This is a genomic window from Streptomyces lateritius (assembly GCF_014649715.1).
Lineage (GTDB): Bacteria > Actinomycetota > Actinomycetes > Streptomycetales > Streptomycetaceae > Streptomyces > Streptomyces lateritius.
In genome coordinates this window covers 1-23166 of sequence record NZ_BMTO01000019.1, presented here as the reverse complement: position 1 = coordinate 23166, position 23166 = coordinate 1, and the positions used below count along the sequence as shown (strand labels likewise).

Genomic DNA, 23166 nt, shown 5'->3' with positions numbered 1-23166 from the left:
GCCTCCTCCGAAGGATGCAGAAGGCCGCCGCCCGAACCGGGCGGCGGCCTTCCTCGCATCTCTCGTACGGCTACGCGCCGAGCAGCTTGCGCACCCGCCCTGCGCCGACCGCGAGCAGCAGCGTCGGCAGACGCGGGCCGGTCTCGCGGCTGACGAGCAGCTTGTAGAGCAGGGCGAAGAACGCGCGCTGGGCGACCTTCAGCTCGGGCGTCGGCTTGGCCTCGGGGTCGAGACCGGCCATGACCTTCGGGACGCCGTAGACGAGCGTGGTCAGGCCGTCCAGGGACCAGTGCGTGTCCAGGCCCTCCAGGAGGAGGCGCAGCGACTCGCGGCCCTGCTCGTCCAGGGAGCCGAGGAGCTCGGTGTCCGGCTCGTCGCGGACGATGGTGCGCTGGTCGGCCGGGACCTGGGTGGTGATCCAGTTCTCGGCGCGGTCCAGGCGCGGCCGGACCTCGTCCAGGGACGTGACGGGGTTCTCCGGGTCGAGCTCGGTCAGGATCCGCAGGGTCTGCTCGTCGTGGCCGGCGGTGATGTCCATGACCGAGGCCAGCGTCCGGTACGGGAGCGGGCGCGGGGTGCGGGGCAGCTCGCCGGCGGCGGTGCGCGCCGCACGGGCGTACGCCGCCGCGTCCGCGGGGAGGGCGGTCCCGTCCTGGACCTTGGCCTCCAGCTTGTCCCACTCGTCGTAGAGCCGCTGGATCTCCTGGTCGAAGGCGATCTTGAAGGACTGGTTGGGCCTGCGGCGCGCGTACAGCCAACGCAGCAGGGGCGCCTCCATGATCTTCAGGGCGTCGGCCGGGGTCGGCACGCCGCCGCGCGAGGAGGACATCTTGGCCATGCCGCTGATGCCGACGAAGGCGTACATGGGGCCGATGGGCTGCACGCCGTCGAAGATCTGCCGGACGATCTGCCCGCCGACGACGAAGGACGAACCGGGCGACGAGTGGTCCACACCCGACGGCTCGAAGATCACGCCTTCGTAGGCCCAGCGCATGGGCCAGTCGACCTTCCAGACCAGCTTGCCGCGGTTGAACTCGCTGAGCTTGACGGTCTCCGCGAAGCCGCAGGCCGTGCAGGTGTACGCCAGCTCGGTCGTCTCGTCGTCGTACGAGGTGACGGTGGTCAGGTCCTTGTCGCACTGCCCGCAGTACGGCTTGTACGGGAAGTACCCGCCGGCGCCGCCGGAGCCGTCGTCCTCGCTCGCCGCGCCCGAGCCCTCCTCGGCCTCCAGCTCCGCCTCGTCGACGGGCTTCTGCGACTTCTTCGCCGGGGCCTTCTTGGTCCGGTACTGGTCGAGGATCGCGTCGATGTCGCCGCGGTGCTTCATCGCGTGCAGGATCTGCTCGCGGTAGACGCCCGAGGTGTACTGCTCGGTCTGGCTGATCGGGTCGTACTCGACGCCCAGCTCGGCGAGCGACTCGACCATGGCGGCCTTGAAGTGCTCGGCCCAGTTCGGGTGCGGCGAGCCGGCCGGGGCCGGGACGGAGGTCAGCGGCTTGCCGATGTGCTCGGCCCAGGACGCGTCGACGCCCTCGACCCCATTGGGCACCTTGCGGTACCGGTCGTAGTCGTCCCAGGAGATCAGGTGCCGGACTTCGTACCCACGGCGCCGGATCTCGTCGGCGACCAGGTGCGGGGTCATGACCTCACGGAGGTTGCCCAGGTGAATGGGGCCGGAGGGGGAGAGTCCGGAGGCGACGACGACCGGTTTGCCAGGCGCACGTCGCTCCGACTCGGCGATGACCTCGTCCGCGAAACGGGAGACCCAGTCGGTCTCGGTGCTGCTCTGAGCCACGGTCGGTACGTCCTTCTTCCTGGATTCCCTCAAGCCTTACAGCTGTACGTCAGCCATTGTCCCAGACGGAACGACCCGCTCCGGGGTTGTCCACAGCTCCGAGGTCGTCCACAGCCGGGGAAAACACGTTGCTCCCCCATGGGACACTTGCACAAGCGAAATAGCCCCAGCCCACCCCGACAGGAACGGAAGCTCATGGCCTCGGTCCCTTCCCTCGCTTCGACCGTGCAGCAGCGCCTCGCGGAAGGTCTCTCGGCAGCCCTGCCGGAGGCCGGTTCCGCCGACCCGCTGCTGCGACGAAGCGACCGGGCCGACTTCCAGGCCAACGGCATCCTGGCGCTCGCCAAGCGGCTCAAGGGAAACCCCCGTGAGCTGGCGACGAAGGTCGTCGAGGGCATCCCGGCGAACGACGTGCTGCGGGAGATCGAGGTCTCGGGCCCCGGCTTCCTGAACATCACGGTCACCGACGAGGCGATCGTCAGGACCCTGGCCGCCCGCGCCGCCGACGCCCGCCTCGGCGTGCCGTACGCGGAGAACGCCGGCACGACGGTGATCGACTACGCGCAGCCGAACGTGGCCAAGGAGATGCACGTCGGCCACCTGCGGTCCGCCGTGATCGGCGCCGCGATGGTCCAGATCCTGGAGTTCACCGGCGAGAAGGTGGTCCGCCGCCATCACATCGGCGACTGGGGCACTCAGTTCGGCATGCTCATCCAGTACCTGATGGAGCACCCGCACGAGCTGGACCACAAGTCGGACGACGAGGTCTCCGGCGAGGAGGCCATGTCCAACCTGAACCGGCTGTACAAGGCCTCGCGGGCGCTGTTCGACTCCGACGAGGAGTTCAAGACCCGCGCACGCGCGCGTGTCGTCGACCTCCAGGCCGGTGACGAGCAGACCCGCGCCCTGTGGCAGCGGTTCGTCGACGAGTCGAAGATCTACTTCTACTCGGTCTTCGACAAGCTCGACATGGACATCGAAGACGCGGACGTGGTCGGCGAGTCCGGCTACAACGACATGCTGGTGGAGACCTGCCGCATCCTCGAGGAGTCGGGTGTCGCGGTCCGCTCGAACGGCGCGCTGTGCGTCTTCTTCGACGACATCAAGGGCCCGGACGGCAACCCGACCCCGCTGATCGTCCAGAAGTCCGACGGCGGCTTCGGCTACGCGGCCAGCGACCTGTCGGCGATCCGCGACCGCGTGCGGAACCTCAAGGCGACGACCCTGCTGTACGTGGTCGACGCCCGCCAGTCCCTGCACTTCAAGATGGTCTTCGAGACCGCCCGCCGGGCCGGCTGGCTGAACGACGAGGTCAAGGCCGTCCAGCTGGCCTTCGGCACGGTGCTCGGCAAGGACGGCAAGCCGTTCAAGACCCGCGAGGGCGAGACGGTCAGGCTGGTCGACCTGCTGGACGAGGCCGTGGACCGGGCGACGGCGGTCGTGGGCGAGAAGGCCGAGAAGGTGGGCCTGACCGAGACCGAGATCGTCGAGAACGGCCAGTACGTCGGCATCGGCGCGGTCAAGTACGCCGACCTGTCGACGTCCGCCGCGCGCGACTACAAGTTCGACCTGGACCAGATGGTGTCGCTGAACGGCGACACGTCGGTGTACCTCCAGTACGCGTACGCGCGGATCAAGTCGATCTTCGGCAAGGCGGGCGACCGCACCCCGGTCGCGCACCCCGAGCTGGAACTGGCCCCGGCCGAGCGCGCGCTCGGCCTCCACCTGGACCAGTTCGGCGAGACCGTGCACGAGGCTGCCGCCGAGTACGCTCCGCACAAGCTGACCGCGTACCTGTACCAGCTCGCGTCGCTCTACACGACGTTCTACGACCAGTGCCCGGTCATCAAGCCGGCCCCCGCCAAGGAGGTCGCGGAGAACCGTCTGCTCCTCTGTGACCTGACGGCCCGGACGCTCCACCAGGGCATGGCCCTGCTCGGCATCCGTACCCCCGAGCGTCTCTGACGCCTACGCGCGGCGTACGAAGGCCCCGGCACCGGTCTCCACGGCCGCCGGGGCCTTCTCTGATGTCCGGCACCGGGGAAGTCAGCGGATCGGGTGGGACGTCCGGCCCGACGCCTCGTCGATCTCGGTGTGTGCCTTCTGGAGCAGTTGCGAGGCGAGATCCATGAGCGCGCGTGCGCCGGCGATCTCCTCGCCGACCCGCAACTGCTCCGGGTCGGACGGGTGCCGCTGCGCGTTGCCGCGGGCGCGGAACTCGGTGCCGTCACCGAGCCTCACCATGGCGGCGGCCTTCGTACGGTCGCCGTCCTCCTGGAATTCCATCTCGACGTGCCATCCGACGAGTGTGTGCATCACGGGGACCACCTCCTGAGGTACTTCCAGGGTGCGCCGCCCCGCCCTTCCTTACCAATCGGTGAGTAGCTGACCAAAAAGTCGGTACTTGTGGGGCGACCCGCCCAGGAGAAGGATCGAACTCGAGCCGCAGTACGGCTCGAACCCCCGATTCCAAGCCTGGAGCACCCTCATGCCCGAAACGCCCCACGCGCCTGCCCCGTCCCCCTCCTCCTCCCCCGTCTCGGTCCTCGGCCTCGGCATGATGGGCGGCGCCCTGGCGGCGGCGTTCCTGAACACCGGCCACCCGGTCACCGTCTGGAACCGGTCCGCGTCGAAGACCGGCCCGCTGGTGGCGCAGGGAGCGCTGCCCGCCGCGACGGCGGCGGAGGCGGTGGCGGCGAGCCCGCTCGTCGTCCTGTGCCTGCTGACGAACGACAACGTGAACGAACTGATCGCCGGCCTCTCCGAGGAGCAGCTGGCGGGCCGGACGCTGGTCAACCTGACCAACGGCACCCCCGCACAGGCCCGCGCCCTCGCCGCCCGGGCGGAGAAGCTCGGCGCCCGCTACCTCGACGGCGGCATCATGGCGGTCCCCCAGATGATCGGGGGCCCGGCGGCGTACGTCTTCTACAGCGGTGACGAGCAGGCGTACGAGACGCACCGCCCGACGCTCGCGGCCCTCGGCGGCACCAAGTGGACCGGCACCGACCCGGGGCTCGCGGCCCTGAACGACCTGGGCCTGCTGACCGGCATGTACGGGATGTTCATCGGCGTCGTCCAGGCGCTGGCGCTCGTCCGTACCGAGAACATCAAGGCGGAGGAGTACGCCGAGCTGCTGGTCCCCTGGATCACGGCCATGCTCGGCCTCGTCCCGGAGATCGCGCGCGACCTGGACTCCGGGCAGCACCTGACGGACGTCTCCAGCCTTGCCGTGAACCAGGCCGCGTTCCCCAACTTCCTGACCACGTTCAAGGAGCAGGGCGTCAGCGTCGAGCTCTTCGAGCCCTTCCAGGCCCTGCTGGACCGCTCGGTCGAGGCCGGCCACGCGGCGGACGGCCTCTCCCGCCTCGCCGAGATGCTCACCGTCCGTTAATTCACTTGCACGCTCGGCTCCACCCCCGCAAACTGTTAGTCATGACTAACGTTTTAGTGGAGTCCCTCGCGTTCCCCGAGTTCGGCCGCCCGGACGCCGGCCTCGTCCTCATCTCGGAGTGGCACACCCACGACGCCGAGCACCGGCTGGCCGTGATGGACGGGATCATCGACACATGGGCGAAGGCCCGGCTGCCCGAGGCCTTCCTCTCCCGCCACTGCCTGGCGGGCTCCGACGGCCGCACGATCCTCAATGTCGCCCAGTGGACGAATGCCGCCGCCCACCACGCCTTCGCCGCCGACCCGGTGAACCGACGGGCCATCGCCGACTCCGTCAGAGCCCTGATCACCGTCGGCCCGCCCGGCCGCTACCGGCACGAACGCTCGGTCGCTCTGCGGGACGCACCTGTACGAACCCTCAGTACGGCCTCCGACGCGGTCCCCGGCGCCGTCGCGCAGCACTTCCACCGCAGCGAGGACGGCACCTTCGTCCACGTCCTCACGGCCCACGCCGACGACGGGGACGGAACCGCCCCGCGGTTCCGTCCCCACCGAGGAGTCGTCAGACCCCGCGGCTGAGCTTCTGGGCGACCTCGGTGGCCCAGTACGTCAGGATCATCTGCGCGCCCGCGCGCCGGATGCCGGTCAGCGTCTCGAGGATCGCCTTGTCACGGTCGATCCAGCCCTTCTCGGCCGCCGCCTCGACCATCGCGTACTCACCGCTGATCTGGTACGCCGCCACGGGCACGTCCACGGCCTCGGCCACCTTCGCGAGCACGTCCAGGTACGGCCCCGCGGGCTTCACCATGACCATGTCCGCGCCCTCTTCGAGGTCCAGGGCCAGCTCGCGCAGGGACTCCCTCAGATTCGCCGGGTCCTGCTGGTAGGTCTTGCGGTCCCCGGTCAGCGACGAACCGACGGCCTCACGGAAGGGGCCGTAGAAGGCGGAGGAGTACTTCGCCGTGTACGCCAGGATCGACACGTCCTCCTTGCCGATGGTGTCCAGCGCGTCGCGGACCACCCCGACCTGACCGTCCATCATCCCGGACGGCCCCACGACATGGACGCCGGCGTCCGCCTGGACCTGGGCCATCTCGGCGTAACGTTCCAGCGTGGCGTCGTTGTCGACCCGCCCGCTCGCGTCCAGCACTCCGCAGTGCCCGTGATCCGTGTACTCGTCGAGACAGAGATCGGACATGATCACGAGCTCGTCCCCGACCTCGGCCTTCACGTCCCTGATCGCGACCTGCAGGATCCCGTCCGGATCCGTGCCCGCCGTACCCGCCGCGTCCTTCTTCTCGTCCTGCGGCACACCGAAGAGCATGATCCCGGAGACCCCGGCCTCCAGCGCCTCCACGGCGGCCTTCCGCAGCGTGTCGCGCGTGTGCTGCACCACGCCGGGCATCGCGGCGATCGGCACGGGCTCGCCGATCCCCTCCCGCACGAACGCGGGAAGGATCAGATCGGCCGGATTCAGCCGCGTCTCGGCCACCATCCGCCGCATGGCAGGCGTCGTCCGCAGCCGCCTCGGTCGCGCCCCGGGAAAGGATCCGTACGAGTTCATACGCCCGAGGCTACGCCGCCTCCCCCACCCCCTTTACCGACACCATGCCGGTCCCCCGCCCCTACCCACACGGCCCGAGGGGGTGGGGGCCGCCCCCGAACGCAAGAGGTGCGGGACCCCGACAAGGTCCCGCACCCTATGCCCCACAGAGAACTACGTCGTCCGACGCCGCCGCGCCCCCGGCCTCCGCTCGCTCGGCCGCGTCACCGGATCCCCCGCCTCCAGCGCCGCCGCCCGCCGCCGCAGCCCGAAGTCCGCCAGCGCCTCCGCGAGCTTGTGCACGGACGGCTCCGGCGACAGCACGTCCACCCGCAGCCCGTGCTCCTCCGCCGTCTTCGCGGTCGCCGGCCCGATACAGGCGATGACCGTCACGTTGTGCGGCTTCCCGGCGATCCCCACCAGGTTGCGCACCGTCGAGGACGACGTGAACAGCACGGCGTCGAAACCGCCGCCCTTGATCGCCTCACGCGTGTCCGCCGGCGGCGGCGACGCCCGCACCGTCCGGTAGGCGGTGACGTCGTCGACCTCCCAGCCGAGTTCGATCAGCCCCGCGACCAGCGTCTCCGTCGCGATGTCCGCCCGCGGCAGGAAGACACGGTCGATCGGGTCGAAGACCGGGTCGTACGGCGGCCAGTCCTCCAGGAGCCCCGCCGCCGACTGCTCACCGCTCGGCACGAGGTCCGGCTTCACACCGAAGTCGACCAGCGCCGCCGCGGTCTGCTCACCGACCGCCGCGACCTTGATCCCGGCGAAGGCCCGGGCGTCGAGCCCGTACTCCTCGAACTTCTCCCGCACCGCCTTCACCGCGTTGACCGACGTGAAGGCGATCCACTCGTAGCGGCCGGTCACCAGACCCTTGACCGCACGTTCCATCTGCTGCGGCGTGCGCGGCGGCTCGACGGCGATCGTCGGAACCTCGTGCGGCACGGCGCCGTAGCTGCGCAACTGGTCGGAGAGCGACGCGGCCTGCTCCTTGGTGCGTGGCACGAGGACCCGCCACCCGAAGAGCGGCTTCGACTCGAACCACGCCAGCTGGTCCCGCTGCGCCGGAGCGCTGCGCTCGCCGACCACGGCTATGACGGGCCGGTGGCCCTCGGGCGAGGGAAGGATCTTCCCCTGCTTGAAGACCTGCGCGATCGTGCCGAGCGTCGCGGTCCAGGTCCGCTGCCTCGTCGTCGTACCGCCGATGGTCACGGTGAGCGGGGTGTCCGGCTTACGGCCTGCGGCCACCAGCTCTCCGGCCGCGGCCGCCACCGAGTCCAGCGTGGTGGACACGACGACGGTCCCGTCCGAGGCGCCGACCTCGGTCCAGCACCGGTCGTCGGCGGTACGGGCGTCCACGAACCGCACGTCGGTGCCCTGCGCGTCGCGCAGCGGGACACCGGCGTAGGCGGGTACGCCGACGGCGGTGGCGACGCCGGGCACGACCTCGAAGGGGATGCCCTCGGCGGCGCAGGCGAGCATCTCGGCCCCCGCGTTTCCGTCGAGGCCGGGGTCGCCGGTCACCGCCCGGACGACCCGCTTGCCGCCCCGCGCAGCCTCCATGACAAGATTGGTCGCATCCCTCAACACGGGGACACCGGCGGTTGTTGACGCCTCGTCAACAATCGTCAGCTCAGGCGTGCTCACGCCTGCTCGCGCATGGCAGCGGACGACCTCGAGCACCTCCGGTTCGGCGATCAGGACGTCCGCTCCGGCGAGGGCCTCGACGGCCCGCAGGGTCAGAAGTCCCGGGTCGCCTGGTCCGGCGCCGAGGAAGGTGACGTTCCCGTGGCCGGAGAAGGCCGAGGACGCGGGGCTGATGGTGGGGCTGGTGGGGCTCAATGTGCTCGCTCCCCCATAAGACCGGCCGCACCCTTGGCGAGCATCTCGTCCGCGAGTTCGCGTCCGAGTGCCATCGCCTGGTCGTACGACACGGGTACGGGACCGGTGGTGGACAGCTGCACCAGCGTCGAGCCGTCGGTGGTACCGACGACGCCACGCAGGCGCATTTCAGTGACAATCTCCCCGCGGCCGGAATCCTCGGCCAGCAGGTCGGCCAGCGCACCCACGGGTGCGGAGCAGCCGGCCTCCAGGGCGGCGAGCAGGGATCGCTCGGCGGTCACGGCGGCCCGGGTGTGCGGATCGTCGAGCTCGCCGAGCGCGGCGACGAGGTCGGCGTCGGCCGCCGCGCACTCGATCGCCAGGGCCCCCTGGCCGGGGGCCGGCAGGACGGAGTCGACCGACAGGAAGTCGGTCACCTCGTCGCTCCTGCCGATGCGGTTGAGACCGGCCGCGGCGAGAACCACCGCGTCCAGCTCGCCCTTGTGCACGTATCCGACACGGGTGTCGATGTTCCCCCGGATCGGCACGGTCTCGATGGTCAGGCCGTGGCTGCGCGCGTACGCGTTCAGCTGGGCCATCCTGCGCGGCGAACCGGTTCCGACCCGGGCGCCGTCCGGCAGCCGGTCGAGGGTCAGCCCGTCGCGGGCGACGAGCACGTCGCGCGGGTCCTCCCGCTCGGGGATCGCCGCCAGCACCAGTTCGGGGTGCTGGGCGGTCGGCAGGTCCTTCAGCGAGTGGACGGCGAAGTCCACCTCACCGGCCAGGAGCGCGTCACGCAGGGCGGCGACGAACACCCCCGTACCGCCGATCTGCGCGAGGTGCTCACGGGAGACGTCCCCGTACGTCGTGATCTCCACGAGCTCGACGGACCGGCCGGTCAGCCGCCGGACGGCATCGGCCACATGCCCGGACTGGGCCATGGCGAGCTTGCTGCGCCTGGTCCCGAGCCTCAGTGCCCTCTCGGTCATACTCGCCCTCGGTTCTTGACGTCGGCGTCATTCAGGTCGGCCCGGGAGACGGAGGCGACCGTCTCCGGGTCGAGGTCGAAGAGTGTCCGCAGCGCGTCGGCGTACCCGGCGCCGCCGGGCTCGCTGGCCAGCTGCTTCACCCGCACGGTCGGCGCGTGCAGGAGCTTGTCGACCACCCGGCGCACGGTCTGGGTGATCTCGGCGCGCTGCCTCTCGTCGAGGTCGGGCAGTCGCCCTTCCAGACGGGCGACCTCGCCCGCCACGACATCGGCCGCCATGGTCCTGAGCGCGACCACGGTCGGGGTGATGTGCGCGGCGCGCTGGGCGGCACCGAAGGCGGCCACCTCGTCGGAGACGATGGCGCGCACCTGGTCGACGTCGGCGGCCATCGGGGCGTCGGCCGAGGCCTCGGCCAGCGACTCGATGTCGACGAGCCGGACTCCCGGCATGCGGTGCGCAGCGGCGTCGATGTCGCGGGGCATGGCGAGGTCGAGCAGGGCGAGCGGGGCCGTGCGGTCCGTCATCGCCTTCTCGACGGCCTCGCCGGTCAGGACGAGTCCGGTGGCTCCGGTGCAGGAGACGACGACGTCGGCACGTGTCAGTTCGTCGCCGACAGCGGCCATCTCGACCGCGCGTGCTGCCACGCCCGTGCCGCCGGGCTCGGTGAGGATCTGTACGAGTCGCTCGGCGCGGGCCGTCGTACGGTTGGCGATCACGATCTCCGCGACGCCGGCGCGCGCGAGGGTGGCGGCGGCCAGCGAGGACATGGAGCCCGCGCCGATGACGAGGGCGCGCTTGCCCGCGGCCCAGGCGTTCACGTCCGCACCCTCGGCGAGCCGCTCCAGGCCGAAGGTGACGAGCGACTGCCCGGCCCGGTCGATCCCGGTCTCGCTGTGGGCACGCTTGCCGACCCGCAGCGCCTGCTGGAACAGGTCGTTGAGGAGCCGGCCCGCGGTGTGCAGCTCCTGGCCGATCGCGAGGGCGTCCTTGATCTGGCCGAGGATCTGACCCTCTCCGACGACCATGGAGTCGAGCCCGCAGGCCACCGAGAAGAGGTGGTGGACGGCCCGGTCCTCGTAGTGCACGTAGAGATAAGGGGTCAGCTCTTCGAGTCCGACGCCGCTGTGCTGGGCGAGCAGCGTGGACAGCTCGGCGACACCGGCGTGGAACTTGTCCACGTCGGCGTAGAGCTCGATGCGGTTGCAGGTGGCCAGGACGGCGCCCTCGACGGCCGGTTCGGCGGCGAGGGTGTCCTGCAGCAGCTTGGCCCGGGTGTCCGGGGCGAGCGAGGCCCGCTCCAGGACGCTGACCGGGGCGCTGCGGTGGCTGAGTCCGACGACGAGGAGGCTCATGCCGGCATCACGGCGGGGACGTCCCCGTCGGGTCCCTTGCGGTCGGTGCCCTTACGGCCGGGCGTGACCGCCGCGCCGGCACCCGGCGCGGACGCCGCCACGACTCCGGCTCCGGCTGCGGCCTCGGCCTCCGCCTCGGCCTCCTCGCCGGCCTTGCGCTGCTCGTGGAAGGCGAGGATCTGCAGCTCGATGGAGAGGTCGACCTTGCGCACGTCCACGCCGTCGGGCACGGAGAGCACGGTCGGGGCGAAGTTCAGAATGGAGGTGACACCGGCGGCCACGAGCCGGTCGCAGACCTGCTGGGCGACGCCGGCCGGGGTCGCGATGACACCGATGGAGACGCCGTCCTCGCTGATGATCTTCTCGAGGTCGTCGCTGTGCTGGACGGGGATCCCGGCGACCGGCCTGCCGGTCATGGCGGGGTCGGCGTCGATCAGCGCGGCGACGCGGAAGCCTCGGGAGGCGAAGCCGCCGTAGCCGGCGAGCGCGGCGCCGAGGTTACCGATACCGACGATCACGACGGGCCAGTCCTGGGTCAGGCCGAGTTCGCGGGAGATCTGGTAGACCAGGTACTCGACGTCGTAGCCCACGCCGCGCGTGCCGTACGAGCCGAGGTAGCTGAAGTCCTTGCGCAGCTTCGCGGAGTTGACCCCCGCGGCGGCTGCGAGCTCCTCGGAGGAGACCGTGGGTACGGAGCGCTCCGACAGTGCGGTGAGCGCACGCAGATACAGCGGAAGGCGGGCGACGGTGGCCTCGGGAATTCCTCGGCTGCGGGTCGCCGGTCGGTGAGTTCGGCCAGTTGCCACGGTGCTCCTGCGGGATGAGCGGGGCTGAAGGCGGCCATATGTCCCAGGACCGCCCCGTCGAATGCAGGCTATGTCTTTGTGAACGCGTGCACAAAGATGGTGTCCGTTTTGTCCGGCCAAAGTGACCGGGGTCACGCGCCCCGATCGCGTCATGACGGAACCGTGGAGCGCGTCAGCCCGTTGAGAACCCGAAGGGGGCAAAACCGCACACTCTCCTCACGACCCCGCCCCCGGAAGCCAACAAAACGTCCACGATGGTAACCGCCTTCCGGTCAGGCACCCAGTTCGCGCCGGAGCCGCCCGGCGTCCACACGCCAGAAGGTGTGCTGTTCACCATCGATCAGGACCACGGGAATCTGCTCCCAGTACTCCCGGTGGAGCGCCTCGTCCTGGGTGATGTCCTTCTCCTCCCAGCTCGCCCCCGTCTCGGCGCAGACCGCCTCGATCACGGCCCGCGCGTCGTCGCAGAGGTGACAGCCCGGCTTCCCGATCAGCGTCACGGTCCGCGATGCCGCCACGGGAGCGGCGGGGGTGATCTTCTTCTTCATCCGTCCCAACATGCCGTCCATTCTGCGCCGCGCCCGGAGCGCGGGTGCACCCCTTATATCCAGCTTGCTCCCCCACCATCCGATTAACAGGAGGGTCCCGGAGTGTTCACCCGCCCGCATCCCTCGGCGTCGGGAAGCACCGAACAGAATGGCTATGCTCACGGCATGGCCGCACTGGGATGGCTCACCCCCCGTAGGCGCTCCGCCACCGCGCGCAGCGTCCTGGCAGGCGAGGCCGCCGCCGAGGCGGCCCGGAAGACCTCGCAGCAGCTCGAACAGGAGCGGGAAGCGGCCGCGGCCGCCGAGAGGCCGGGTCCCGCCGAGCCGGAGTTCCCGGTCGTCGGCGATGTCCACGCCGCGGCCTTCTTCGACCTCGACAACACCGTGATGCAGGGCGCCGCGATCTTCCACTTCGGCCGCGGCCTGTACAAACGGAAGTTCTTCCAGCGGCGGGAACTCGTCAGGTTCGCCTGGCAGCAGGCCTGGTTCCGCCTGGCCGGCGTCGAGGACCCCGAACACATGCAGGACGCCCGCGAGAGCGCCCTGTCCATCGTCAAGGGGCACCGCGTCTCCGAGCTGATGTCGATCGGCGAGGAGATCTACGACGAGTACATGGCGGACCGGATCTGGCCCGGTACCCGCGCCCTCGCCCAGGCCCACCTCGACGCCGGCCAGAAGGTCTGGCTCGTCACGGCCGCGCCCGTCGAGACGGCGACCATCATCGCCCGCCGCCTCGGCCTGACCGGCGCGCTCGGCACGGTCGCGGAGTCCGTCGACGGCGTCTACACGGGAAAGCTGGTCGGCGAGCCGCTGCACGGTCCCGCCAAGGCCGAGGCCGTACGGGCCCTGGCCGCCGCCGAGGGGCTGGACCTGAACCGCTGCGCGGCCTACAGCGACTCCCACAACGACATCCCGATGCTCTCGCTGGTGGGACACCCGTACGCCATCAACCCCGACGCCAAGCTCCGCAAGCACGCCAGGGCGCGCGAGTGGCGCCTGCGCGACTACCGGACGGGCCGCAAGGCGGCCAAGGTCGGCATCCCCGCCGCCGCGGGCGTCGGCGCGCTGGCCGGCGGCACGGCCGCCGCGGTCGCCCTCCACCGCCGCCGCCGCTGACCCGACCCGGCACGGCACCGGGCTTCCGGCCCGACCTCTCCTGCGGCTCCGTACGAGCTTCTCGTACGACTTCTCGTACGACTTCTCGTACGAGCGGAGCGTCCCCGACCTGGCGATACGTTCCGGCTGCGATCATCTGCGACAACCCCGGACCGCCGCGCCTCACCCGTGCGTGGTCGAACAGCACCGCACAGGTCGACTCGAGGGCATTCGCGGCTCCCTACCCGGCAACGGCCCAGATCATTCCGCCGTCCTGCACTCGACCACAACAGAGCGTGCACGTGGTCACACTCGGAAGTAATCCGATCAACAACAGGTCCCAAAGTGCGCCTCGATCCGTCATCAAGCAGTAACGGATACGACGGAATCGATGATTTGAGCAACTGGGTGTAGCGCCGCCTGTACGAAGCGTTATTCTCCTCAGACGCACAAGGGACCCCGCACGTCGCCACGACGAGTGAAAGGTCCCGCACTGCACGTGATGGAAGCTCTGCCTCTGGGAGTCCCGTGTACCCACACGTCGGGGTTGACGCCTCGGGCCTGGCTACGCTGCGCGCAACGGTCCTCGACCACTTGCGCGGCTTCGTCCCCACCGCGTACGCCGTCCCTGTCCCCGCCTTTGCCCTCGCCGCACCGGCACCCGCCGGTCCCTGCTATGCCCTTGCCGAGAGCGGTGCCGCTGTCGGCAGAAGGGGCAGCCGCGGCGGCACCGGAACCTCGACCGCCGCCCGCCGCCCCACCGCCGACAGCGACAGCGCGCGCATGATGGACCTCGTCGAGCGCGCCCAGGCCGGTGAGGCCGAGGCCTTCGGCCGCCTGTACGACCAGTACAGCGACACCGTCTACCGCTACATCTACTACCGCGTCGGCGGGAAGGCGACGGCAGAGGATTTGACCAGCGAGACGTTCCTGCGCGCCCTGCGCCGGATCTCCACCTTCACCTGGCAGGGCCGCGACTTCGGCGCCTGGCTGGTCACCATCGCCCGCAACCTGGTCGCCGACCACTTCAAGTCCAGCCGCTTCCGGCTGGAAGTGACCACGGGCGAGATGCTGGACGCCAACGAGGTCGAGCGCAGCCCCGAGGACTCCGTCCTGGAGTCCCTCTCGAACGCGGCCCTCCTCGACGCCGTCCGCCGGCTCAACCCCCAGCAGCAGGAGTGCGTGACCCTTCGCTTCCTGCAGGGCCTCTCGGTCGCCGAGACCGCCCGGGTCATGGGCAAGAACGAGGGTGCGATCAAGACCCTCCAGTACCGAGCCGTGCGCACCCTCGCCCGCCTCCTCCCTGACGACGCCCGCTGACCGCTTCGCGCCCCCCACACGCGCCCCCACCACCCACCGCGTCGCGCCCCACCGCCGCATCACCCCCCACGTTCCCCGACCCCCCGTCCACCTCACAGTCGGTGACGCTCCGATGACGCACTGGTCCGATCATCTTTCGCGCGTAACCCAAGTGCCGCGCCGCTCGTTGTGCGGAATGCAGGCTCCCTGCGGTCACGCCATGCCCACAGCCACTCACTCTTTCGTGTGGATGTGTTCAAGGTGTGCAACCTTCCGGACACCCCGGGGAGTCGACCGTCATGACGAGAGGAGGTGCCGCCAGTGATCGCGAACGTATCGGCGCACCGGCGGGCGAACGCCTTCGCCCAGGCCCTGGAGGATCGGGCGTCCGAGGGCGCGGCGGCCGAGCCGCCCGAGGTGTCGGCCGAACCGGCCGAACGAGGGCGACTGTTGGCCCTGGCGAACGGTCTCGGCGAGCTGCCGAGGCCGGAAATGGACCCCGAGGTCAAGGTGGTGCAACGGGCCCAGCTCGTCGCCGCCATGGAAGCGATGCTCGCGGAGGGGAGCACGGCCGCGGGCCCTACGGTGCCCGGGCAACGGACATCGAGCGGGCGGGGGACCCACCGGGCCTCCCCGCTCAGGAAATTGCGGCCCCGCTCCCGCTGGTCGAAGGGCATCGCCGCGGGCGGCCTCACGGTCGGTGTGGCCGCGGGGGCGTTCGGCGGTGTGGCCGCCGCCAGTTCCGACGCCCTGCCCGGTGACTCCCTTTACGGGCTGAAGCGCGGCATGGAAGACATCAAGCTCGGGATGGCGGACGACGACGCCGACCGGGGCGGGATCTATCTGGACCAGGCATCGACCCGGCTCAGCGAGGCCCGCCGGCTCATGGAGCGGGGCCGCGCCGGCGACCTCGACCACGAGTCGCTCGGCGAGATCCGCCGCGTCCTCGGCGGCATGAGACACGACGCCTCCGAGGGCCACCGGCTGCTGCGCCAGGCGTACGTGAAGGACGGCGCCATCGCCCCGATGGCCCGCCTGAACTCCTTCGCCCAGACTCACCGCGAGACCTGGAAAGGCCTGCGCGACCGCCTGCCCGTCCAGCTCACGGACGTGGGCAACGAAGTGAACGACGTCTTCGTCGCCATAGACGAAGAGGTCGAGCCGCTCCAAGGGATGCTCCCGCGCACTCCGGAGAAGGGAGCGGTCGGCACCGGCGGCCCCGGCTCCCCGCAGGACACCCCGAGCACGCACACCCAGCACCCACCGTCCTCCCCCGCGGCCCCCACCACGGGCGGCGAAGGCTCCACCCGACCCGCGCCCTCGGGCTCCGGTCCGGGCACGGGCTCCCCGGAGGACGGCCTGCTGGGCGGGAACACCGGCGGACTGCTGGACACCCCGCCGACGGGCACCGCCCCGACGCCCTCGAGCAGCCGGCCGGCCCCGCAGACGCCGGACGTCACCCTGCCCCCGCTGCTGCCGGGTCTGCTCCCGGGCCTGGGCATCGACAGCGAGGACGCCCGCTGAGACGACGGTGGGGTGCCCTCTCCCAGGAGAGGGCACCCCACCGTCGTACCGTCAGAAGAACACGGACCGCCGCTGCACCAGCAGCTTGTAAAGCGTGTGCTGGATCTGCTCCCGCACCTGATCCGTCAGGTTGAACATCAGCATCGGGTCCTCCGCCGCCTCCGGCGAATAGCCGTCCGTCGCGATCGGCTCCCCGAACTGGATCGTCCACTTCGTCGGCAGCGGCACCACACCCAGCGGCCCCAGCCACGGGAACGTCGGCGTGAGCGGGAAGTACGGGAAGCCCAGCAACCGCGCCAGTGTCTTCGCGTTGCCGAGCATCGGATAGATCTCCTCCGCGCCCACGATCGAACACGGCACGATCGGCACCCCGGCCCGCAGCGCCGTCGAGACGAACCCGCCCCGGCCGAAGCGCTGGAGCTTGTAGCGCTCGCTGAACGGCTTCCCGATCCCCTTGAACCCCTCCGGCATCACGCCCACGACCTCGCCCGCCCGCAGCAGCCGCTCGGCGTCCTCCGCGCAGGCCAGCGTGTGCCCGGCCTTACGGGCCAGTTCGTTCACCACCGGCAGCATGAAGACCAGATCGGCGGCGAGCAGCCGTAGATGACGGCCGGCCGGGTGGTTGTCGTGGACGGCGACCTGCATCATCACCCCGTCCAGCGGCAGCGTCCCGGAGTGGTTGGCGACCACCAGGGCTCCGCCCTCGGCGGGGACGTTCTCGATCCCCTTCACTTCCACCCGGAAGTACTTCTCGTACAGCGGCCGCACCAACGACATCAGGACCTGGTCGGTGAGCTCCTCGTCGTAACCGAACTCGTCGACGTCGTACTCGCCCGTCACCCGCCGCCGCAGAAAGGCGAGTCCGCCCGCGAGCCGCCGCTCCCACCCGGCGCCGACCTGGCGCCGGCCCGCCGCGTCGGGCTCCGCCTCGACGCCCTGCGGCCCCGGAGCGGGCTCCGCGACGGGCTCCGGGCCCTTGGAGGTCTCCTCGGGCCCGTGCTGCCCCGGCAGGGCGCGTACGGCTGCGTCCCGGCCCGGCCTGGCGGGTCGCCGCCGAGCCCGTGAACGGTCGTCGTCGAACGGAATCACCTTGGCGTCCGCCATCGTTACGTGGGCTCCTTCTGATCCAGCCGGGCCGCGACCCGGTCCACGGCCCCCGCGAGCGTCTCCGGCGGAAGCAGTCCGGGGCCGCGGCTGCGGGCGAAGTCCGCGAAGGTCTCTGCCGTGCTGTACCGAGGCGCGAACCCCAGCGTCTCGCGCATCTGGACGGTGGAGACGACCCGGCCATGCGTGAGGAGCCGGATCTGCTCGGGTGAGAAGTCGGTGACGCCGACCGTCCGCAGTGCCGATCCCACCCAGGTGACCGCGGGCAGCAGCACCGGCACCGTCGGCCGTCCGAGCCGCCGCGCGCACTGCGACAGCAGCAGCACGCCGTCGCCGGCCACATTGAACGTGCCGCTGTTGAGCGTCGCCCGCCGCGGCTCTCGCGAGGCCAGGTCGAGCACGTCAAGCACATCGTCCTCGTGGACGAACTGCAGCCTCGGGTCGTACCCGAAGACGGTCGGCATGACCGGCAGCGACAGATACTCCGCGAGCGGGGAGTCCACGCGCGGCCCGAGGATGTTCGCGAACCGCAGCACGCACACGGCCACGTCCGGGCGCCGGCGCGCGAAGCCCCGTACGTACCCCTCGACCTCGACGGCGTCCTTCGCGAATCCACCGCTCGGCAGCGACTTGGGCGGCGTCGTCTCGGTGAAGACGGCCGGGTCGCGGGGCGCGGAGCCGTAGACGCTCGTACTGGACTTGACGACGAGACGCTGGATCCGCGGCGACTTCTGGCAGGCCCCGAGGAGCTGCATGGTGCCGATGACGTTGGTTTCCTTGATCGACGTACGGCCGCCGGCGCCGAGCGCCGTACCGGTGACGTCCATGTGGACGACCGTGTCCACGTCGTGTTCGGCGAGCACCTTGGCGATGGCCGGCTGACGGATGTCCGCCCGGACGAATTCGGCTCCGCCGAGGTCGTGCGTCGGCGCCACGGCGTCCACGGCGACCACCCGGTCGACCTCGGGGTCCCGCTGGACCCGCCGTACGAAACGGCCTCCGAGATGCCGGGCCGCACCGGTGACGAGCACGACCTTGCCCAAGATCCGCGCCTTCCGTCGGGTTTCCGTCGGTCTGGTCCCCGATTCTCATCGGGGCCTGTGCGCCACCGTAGCGCCTCGGTGTCGCGCTGCGACGACCGCCGTGGAGAAGAAAACCAAAAAGACGTGGCCCCCCACCGAAACGGTGGAGGGCCACGCCCGACGCACAAACAGCCGTCGTTACAGCCGTCGCTTACTTCTTGTTGCGACGCTGAACGCGGGTGCGCTTGAGCAGCTTGCGGTGCTTCTTCTTGGCCATCCGCTTGCGCCGCTTCTTGATAACAGAGCCCACGACTACCCTCGCTCACTTCTCTTCACTGGTGCGGGGCGTCTGGGCCCACACGACCTACGAGGGCTAAGCCTACCGCCCGGAGCACCGCGCTTGTAATCCGAGGGGTGCGTGCGCCTCCTCCGCGCGCCCGCTACGCGGTCTCCACCCCCACGAAGGACTCCCTGAGGTACTCGTGAACCGCCTGTTCCGGGACCCGGAAGGACCTGCCCACCCGGATCGCCGGCAGATGACCGCTGTGCACCAACCGGTACACAGTCATCTTCGACACGCGCATCACCGAGGCGACTTCCGCCACGGTCAGAAACTTGACCTCGTTCAGAGGTCGATCGCCAGCAGCCATGACCCACCTGTACCTTCCGCACACGACGCCCACCGGCTTCCCCTCCGGTGACCCTGCGTCGCTGTGCGCTCACGCTTCAGACTAGGGGCGGGAGGTACGAGTGGGGAAGAGGAGCAACCATCGGCCGTTTACCGTGACAGACTCGCTCGATTGAGTACATAGCGAGTGAGCGGGCGGTAGTAGTCCGACCGGACGGCGTCATCAAGCGGAACGGCGACCGACACCTGCCCCTCGGCCTCCCCGACGAACAGCGCGGGGTCATCCGTATCGGCCAGGCCGATGGCCTCGATACCCAGCTGACCTGCCCCGCAGACCCAACCGTGGTCCCCGACCACGAGTTCCGGCAGCGGCCAGCCACCCTCCACCGCGCCCTCCAGGACGGTCCTAACCGGCAGCGGCGAGTGGCTGTGCGCCCCCGTCTCGCGCCCCGTTCCCGGCAGACCCCGTTCTCGCACCAACGCCACACCGCGTACGTAGTCGAGGATGTGCGTGCGTAGACCGAACCGGGTCGTTATGTCGACACATCTCCCCTGCGCCGGGGTGAGGACAAGACATCCCACCGCCGACAAAGCGTCTGCGAGCGCTGCGTAGAACCCCAGCAAACGATGCGGATGCCCCGTCCCGAACAGCACCGGAGCCCGCCTCCTCGCCACCTCGCCCAACCGCGCGGCGAACGCCTCCAGCCCGCTCAACGTCCGCTCGGGATCGATGACGTCCGGCCCCGAACGGTACGACGGGTCCCCGGACACCCCACACCTCTCGGCCATGAGGCGCAGTAAGTCGCCCTCGCCCCAGTGCCCTTGTGGATCGAGGCCCAGCATCACCCGCGGGTCCCGCGCGGCGAAGAGCCGGTAACTGCGCAGACTCTCCTCCCGCGAGGTCGCCACCGTCCCCGCCAACCCCGCCGCCAACAAATGCGCCCGCAACGCCCTCGTACTCAGCACCCTCTCGATGCTGCCCGAGCGGACCCGACTCCACGTCAGAAACCGTCGCAGGCGCCACCCTTGGCGTAACCGGAAGCGGAACCCGTGCTTCGGGCCGCTCGTCACGCCAGCAGGCCCCGCAGCGGGAACACCGCCCTCCGCGTCGCCAGCACCGCCTGGTCCAACCGGTCCGCCGGGTCGTAGCCCTCCTCCCAGTCGCGCCAGCCGACCGGCCACCGCCCGTCCGTCATCCGCGCCGGCCCCAACTGCCGCGTCCGCGCGAACACCTCGTCCCGCCACGACGACGGGATCACCGACTCCGGCGCGATCTCGGCATGCGCCGCGATCCCCACCAGATGCGTCCAGGACCGCGGTACGACATCGACCACCGCGTACCCCCCACCGCCGAGCGCGACCCACTTCCCGCCGTCCACGTGCGCGTGCGCGAGCTCGTGGCACGCCGTCTGCACCGCCCGCTGCGCGTCCAGCGACACCGCCAGGTGCGCCAGCGGATCCTCGAAGTGCGTGTCCGCCCCGTGCTGCGTCACCAGCACCTGCGGGCGGAAGTCCGCGATCAGCTCCGGCACCACCGCGTGGAACGCCCGCAGCCACCCCGCGTCCCCGGTGCCGGCCGGCAGCGCCACGTTCACCGCCGAACCCTCACCGGCCCCCGCGGCGCCGGTCTCCTCCGGCCATCCCGTCTGCGGGAACAGCGTCCGAGGATGCTCGTGCAGCGAGATCGTCAGAACCCGCGGGTCCTCCCAGAACGCCGCCTGCACCCCGTCGCCGTGGTGCACGTCCACATCCACGTACGCGACCCGCTCCGCGCCCAGCTCGAGAAGACGGGCGATCGCCAGCGACGCGTCGTTGTAGATGCAGAAACCGGACGCGCTCCCCGGCATCGCGTGGTGCAGCCCGCCGGCGAAGTTCACGGCGTGCGCGGCCTCCCCGCGCCACACCGCCTCAGCGGCCCCCACCGACTGCCCGGCGATCAGCGCGGACACCTCGTGCATCCCCGCGAAGGCCGGATCGTCCACGGTTCCCAGCCCGTACGCCTGATCGGCCGCCCTGGGCCGTACGGAGGCCGCCCGGACCGCCGCCACGTAGTCCTCGCGGTGCACGAGCCGGAGCGTCGAATCCCCGGCCGGCTTCGCCGCCACCACGTCCACGGCGCGGTCGAGCCCGTACGCCCGCACCAACCCCATGGTCAGCGCGAGCCGCACCGGATCCATCGGATGCTCCGACCCGAAGTCGTACCCCGTGACAGCTTCATCCCACATCAACAGTGCGCGGCCGCTCATGCCCGCCACCGTATCGGGCTCGTTGAGAACCGAACGACGTGGCGTACGCCACCGTCACCAGTACCAACACCATCGGCACCAGCATCGCCCCCCGATAGCTCCACGCGTCCCCCAGCGCCCCGACGAGAGGAGACCCGATCAGGAACCCCACGTAGTTGAAGACGTTCAGCCGGGCGACGGCCGCGTCGCTCGCTCCCGGACCGTGACGTTCGAAAGCCTGCCTCGCCGCAGCGGCGAAGGTCTGCGGCACGATCACGCTCAGCCCGAGACCGAGCACCGTGAACCCCGCCATCCCCACCCACACCCCCGGCGCCAGCGCCACCGTCGCGAACCCGAGCGCCGCGAGCACGGCCCCGCCTCGCACGACCATGGCGGCACCCAGCCGCCGCACCCCGAAGTCCCCGACGGACCGACCGAGCAGCGTGGTGACCATGTACGCGTTGTACGGCACGGTCGCCAGCTCCTCCGAGCTGCCGAGCACGTCCTGCAGATACTTCGCGGACCAGTTCGACACCGTCGAGTCCCCGATGTACGCGAAGGTCATGACCAGACAGAGCGGCAGCAGCAGCTTGAAGCCGACCCCACCGCCACCCGCCCTGTCCCCCTCCACCAAGGGCCCCGGCTCCCCGGCCGCGTACCAGCGGCTGCCGACGAGCGCGACGGGCAACAGGACGGCCACCACCGGCAGATACGAGACGAACAGCGGCAGATCCCAGTGCGCCCCCATCCAGGCCAGCGAGGCCCCCGCGATCCCGCCCAGGCTGTACGCGGCGTGGAAACCGAGCATGATGCTCCGCCCGTACGCCCGCTGCAGGCTCACCCCCAGCATGTTCATGGAGGCGTCCAGCGCGCCGACCGCGAGCCCGAACACGCCCAGAGCGAGCGCGGCCTGCCACATCCTGCTTCCGGCCCCGACCCCGAGCAGCGCCAGGAGGACGAGCGGCTGCGACCACCTCAGCACAACCCCCGGCCCCACCCTGGCCACCGCCCTCTCGGTGGCCACACTGGCCACACCGGCCAGAATCGGCACGGCGGCGAGGAACACCGGCAGCAGTCCGTCGGAGATCCCGTACCGGTCCTGGATGGCCGGTATTCGGGTCACAAGGAGCGCGAACGTCACTCCTTGCACGAAGAAGCTGATCGCCAGGGATCCCCGCCCACGCCGCAACCGCGCATCCGTCATGGCGGCACAGCGTAGGTCCCGGGTCTACCCATGGGTAGGTGGATCACCGAACCAATTCATCGAAGGAGCAGGAGCAGCTCGCCCATGTCGTCGAAGTAGCCCCTGGCCCCCGCAAGCCTCTCCCTCGGCGTCATCGCCGTGAACCCGTACACGTCCATCCCGGCGGCGATGGCGGCCTGGACACCGAGCCGGCTGTCCTCGACCACCACACACCGCTCGGGGGCGACTCCCATCCGGGCGGCGGCGTGCAGAAAGAGATCCGGCGCCGGCTTCCCCCGGCCCACGTCCTCGGCGCTGAAGATGTTCTCGTCGCGGAACCAGGCGTCGAGCCCGGTCGTACGGTGCCCGACCCGAATCCGCTCGTGGCTCCCGGAGGACGCCACACAGTAGGGAATCTTGTCCTCGACGAGCTGCTTCAGTACGTCGGCGATCCCGGCGACCGCCTCCAGCTCCCGCGCGAAGGCGGCGAACACGCGCGCGTGCAGCGTCTCGTCGAAGTCCAGGGGCAGCCGCTGCCCGGTGCGCTCCCCGATCAGGTCGTGTACGCGGTGGAGCGCGGCCCCCATGTAGTCGCGCAGCGAGTCCTCGTAGGAGGTGGGGTGGCCGAGCTCGGTCAGATAGCCGGCGAGGATCGTGTTGGAGATCGGCTCGCTGTCGACGAGCACGCCGTCATTGTCGAAGACGACCAGTTCATAGCGCATACACATCACCCTAAACGCAGAAAAGCCCCGCACCATAAGGTGCGGGGCTTTCCCACAATGATTGTTCGGCGGCGTCCTACTCTCCCACAGGGTCCCCCCTGCAGTACCATCGGCGCT

At 70.5% G+C, this 23166-nt stretch carries 22 protein-coding genes; 6 read left to right on the top strand and 16 right to left on the bottom strand.

Features of this window, described 5'->3' with window-relative positions; translation table 11 throughout:
• Positions 1–70: 70 nt before the first annotated feature.
• On the bottom strand, positions 71–1795 hold the full coding sequence (gene lysS / locus IE136_RS30670) for a lysine--tRNA ligase (RefSeq protein WP_189601934.1): 1725 nt from the start codon (positions 1793–1795) through the stop codon (positions 71–73).
• A 195-nt stretch (positions 1796–1990) separates the two neighbouring features.
• Between lysS and argS the strand changes: the two genes are divergently transcribed.
• The gene (argS, locus tag IE136_RS30665) at positions 1991–3760 is read left to right on the top strand and encodes an arginine--tRNA ligase (protein ID WP_189601933.1); all 1770 of its coding nucleotides are present in this window, start codon (positions 1991–1993) and stop codon (positions 3758–3760) included.
• An 81-nt stretch (positions 3761–3841) separates the two neighbouring features.
• On the opposite strand, the gene IE136_RS30660 is transcribed toward argS, so the two are convergent.
• A complete protein-coding gene (locus tag IE136_RS30660; protein WP_158994400.1) occupies positions 3842–4111 on the bottom strand; it encodes a DUF1876 domain-containing protein in 270 nt (89 codons plus the stop codon).
• A gap of 172 nt (positions 4112–4283) precedes the next feature.
• Between IE136_RS30660 and IE136_RS30655 the strand changes: the two genes are divergently transcribed.
• The gene (locus tag IE136_RS30655) at positions 4284–5186 is read left to right on the top strand and encodes an NAD(P)-dependent oxidoreductase (RefSeq protein ID WP_158988207.1); all 903 of its coding nucleotides are present in this window, start codon (positions 4284–4286) and stop codon (positions 5184–5186) included.
• 41 nt (positions 5187–5227) lie between these two features.
• A complete protein-coding gene (locus tag IE136_RS30650) occupies positions 5228–5764 on the top strand; it encodes a hypothetical protein (RefSeq protein ID WP_189601932.1) in 537 nt (178 codons plus the stop codon).
• On the opposite strand, the gene hemB is transcribed toward IE136_RS30650, so the two are convergent.
• From hemB to IE136_RS30620, 6 genes are all read right to left on the bottom strand, one after another.
• On the bottom strand, positions 5748–6749 hold the full coding sequence (gene hemB / locus IE136_RS30645) for a porphobilinogen synthase (protein ID WP_158988209.1): 1002 nt from the start codon (positions 6747–6749) through the stop codon (positions 5748–5750). The two genes, IE136_RS30650 and hemB, sit on opposite strands and share 17 nt — an antisense overlap.
• A gap of 153 nt (positions 6750–6902) precedes the next feature.
• On the bottom strand, positions 6903–8573 hold the full coding sequence (locus IE136_RS30640) for a bifunctional uroporphyrinogen-III C-methyltransferase/uroporphyrinogen-III synthase (RefSeq protein WP_158988210.1): 1671 nt from the start codon (positions 8571–8573) through the stop codon (positions 6903–6905).
• Positions 8570–9541, bottom strand: a complete 972-nt coding sequence (gene hemC, locus IE136_RS30635) for a hydroxymethylbilane synthase (RefSeq protein ID WP_158988211.1) — start codon at positions 9539–9541, stop codon at positions 8570–8572. The genes IE136_RS30640 and hemC overlap by 4 nt, the downstream gene beginning before the upstream one ends.
• A complete protein-coding gene (locus IE136_RS30630) occupies positions 9538–10893 on the bottom strand; it encodes a glutamyl-tRNA reductase (protein ID WP_158988212.1) in 1356 nt (451 codons plus the stop codon). Before IE136_RS30630 ends, hemC begins: the two co-directional genes overlap by 4 nt.
• Complete coding sequence (locus IE136_RS30625) at positions 10890–11699, bottom strand: redox-sensing transcriptional repressor Rex (RefSeq protein ID WP_158988213.1); 810 nt, start codon at positions 11697–11699, stop codon at positions 10890–10892. The genes IE136_RS30630 and IE136_RS30625 overlap by 4 nt, the downstream gene beginning before the upstream one ends.
• Positions 11700–11971: 272 nt before the next feature.
• The gene (locus tag IE136_RS30620) at positions 11972–12268 is read right to left on the bottom strand and encodes a glutaredoxin family protein (RefSeq protein ID WP_158988214.1); all 297 of its coding nucleotides are present in this window, start codon (positions 12266–12268) and stop codon (positions 11972–11974) included.
• Between the two features lie 144 nt (positions 12269–12412).
• Here IE136_RS30620 and IE136_RS30615 point away from each other — a divergent pair, with 144 nt between their 5' ends.
• The 3 genes from IE136_RS30615 to IE136_RS30605 all read left to right on the top strand — a co-directional run bounded on the left by IE136_RS30615 (position 12413) and on the right by IE136_RS30605 (position 16165).
• Positions 12413–13363, top strand: coding sequence for an HAD family hydrolase (locus IE136_RS30615; RefSeq protein ID WP_189601931.1), 951 nt, complete (start codon positions 12413–12415; stop codon positions 13361–13363).
• Positions 13364–13870: 507 nt separating this feature from the next.
• Positions 13871–14662 (top strand): ECF subfamily RNA polymerase sigma factor, BldN family, encoded by a 792-nt coding sequence (locus IE136_RS30610; RefSeq protein ID WP_158988216.1) that lies wholly within the window; start codon positions 13871–13873, stop codon positions 14660–14662.
• 300 nt (positions 14663–14962) lie between these two features.
• Positions 14963–16165, top strand: a complete 1203-nt coding sequence (locus IE136_RS30605) for a DUF5667 domain-containing protein (protein WP_158988217.1) — start codon at positions 14963–14965, stop codon at positions 16163–16165.
• Between the two features lie 51 nt (positions 16166–16216).
• On the opposite strand, the gene IE136_RS30600 is transcribed toward IE136_RS30605, so the two are convergent.
• The 8 genes from IE136_RS30600 to IE136_RS30565 all read right to left on the bottom strand — a co-directional run bounded on the left by IE136_RS30600 (position 16217) and on the right by IE136_RS30565 (position 23049).
• Positions 16217–17269 (bottom strand): lysophospholipid acyltransferase family protein, encoded by a 1053-nt coding sequence (locus IE136_RS30600; RefSeq protein ID WP_158988218.1) that lies wholly within the window; start codon positions 17267–17269, stop codon positions 16217–16219.
• 2 nt (positions 17270–17271) lie between these two features.
• Positions 17272–18312 carry an NAD-dependent epimerase/dehydratase family protein gene (locus tag IE136_RS30595; RefSeq protein ID WP_158988219.1) on the bottom strand — a complete coding sequence of 347 codons (1041 nt, stop codon included), beginning with the start codon at positions 18310–18312 and terminating at the stop codon, positions 17272–17274.
• Between the two features lie 190 nt (positions 18313–18502).
• The gene (locus tag IE136_RS30590; protein ID WP_003948845.1) at positions 18503–18601 is read right to left on the bottom strand and encodes a 30S ribosomal protein bS22; all 99 of its coding nucleotides are present in this window, start codon (positions 18599–18601) and stop codon (positions 18503–18505) included.
• 130 nt (positions 18602–18731) lie between these two features.
• Positions 18732–18941 (bottom strand): helix-turn-helix domain-containing protein, encoded by a 210-nt coding sequence (locus tag IE136_RS30585; RefSeq protein WP_158988220.1) that lies wholly within the window; start codon positions 18939–18941, stop codon positions 18732–18734.
• A gap of 128 nt (positions 18942–19069) precedes the next feature.
• Positions 19070–19885: a phosphatase gene (locus IE136_RS30580; RefSeq protein WP_189601930.1), complete on the bottom strand. Its 816-nt coding sequence runs from the start codon at positions 19883–19885 to the stop codon at positions 19070–19072.
• A 101-nt stretch (positions 19886–19986) separates the two neighbouring features.
• Positions 19987–21165 (bottom strand): acetoin utilization protein AcuC, encoded by a 1179-nt coding sequence (locus IE136_RS30575; RefSeq protein ID WP_158988222.1) that lies wholly within the window; start codon positions 21163–21165, stop codon positions 19987–19989.
• Positions 21134–22348 carry an MFS transporter gene (locus tag IE136_RS30570; RefSeq protein WP_189601929.1) on the bottom strand — a complete coding sequence of 405 codons (1215 nt, stop codon included), beginning with the start codon at positions 22346–22348 and terminating at the stop codon, positions 21134–21136. The genes IE136_RS30575 and IE136_RS30570 overlap by 32 nt, the downstream gene beginning before the upstream one ends.
• A gap of 56 nt (positions 22349–22404) precedes the next feature.
• Entirely contained in the window at positions 22405–23049 is a 645-nt protein-coding gene (locus IE136_RS30565) for an HAD family hydrolase (protein WP_158988224.1), read from the bottom strand.
• Between the last annotated feature and the right edge of the window lie 117 nt (positions 23050–23166).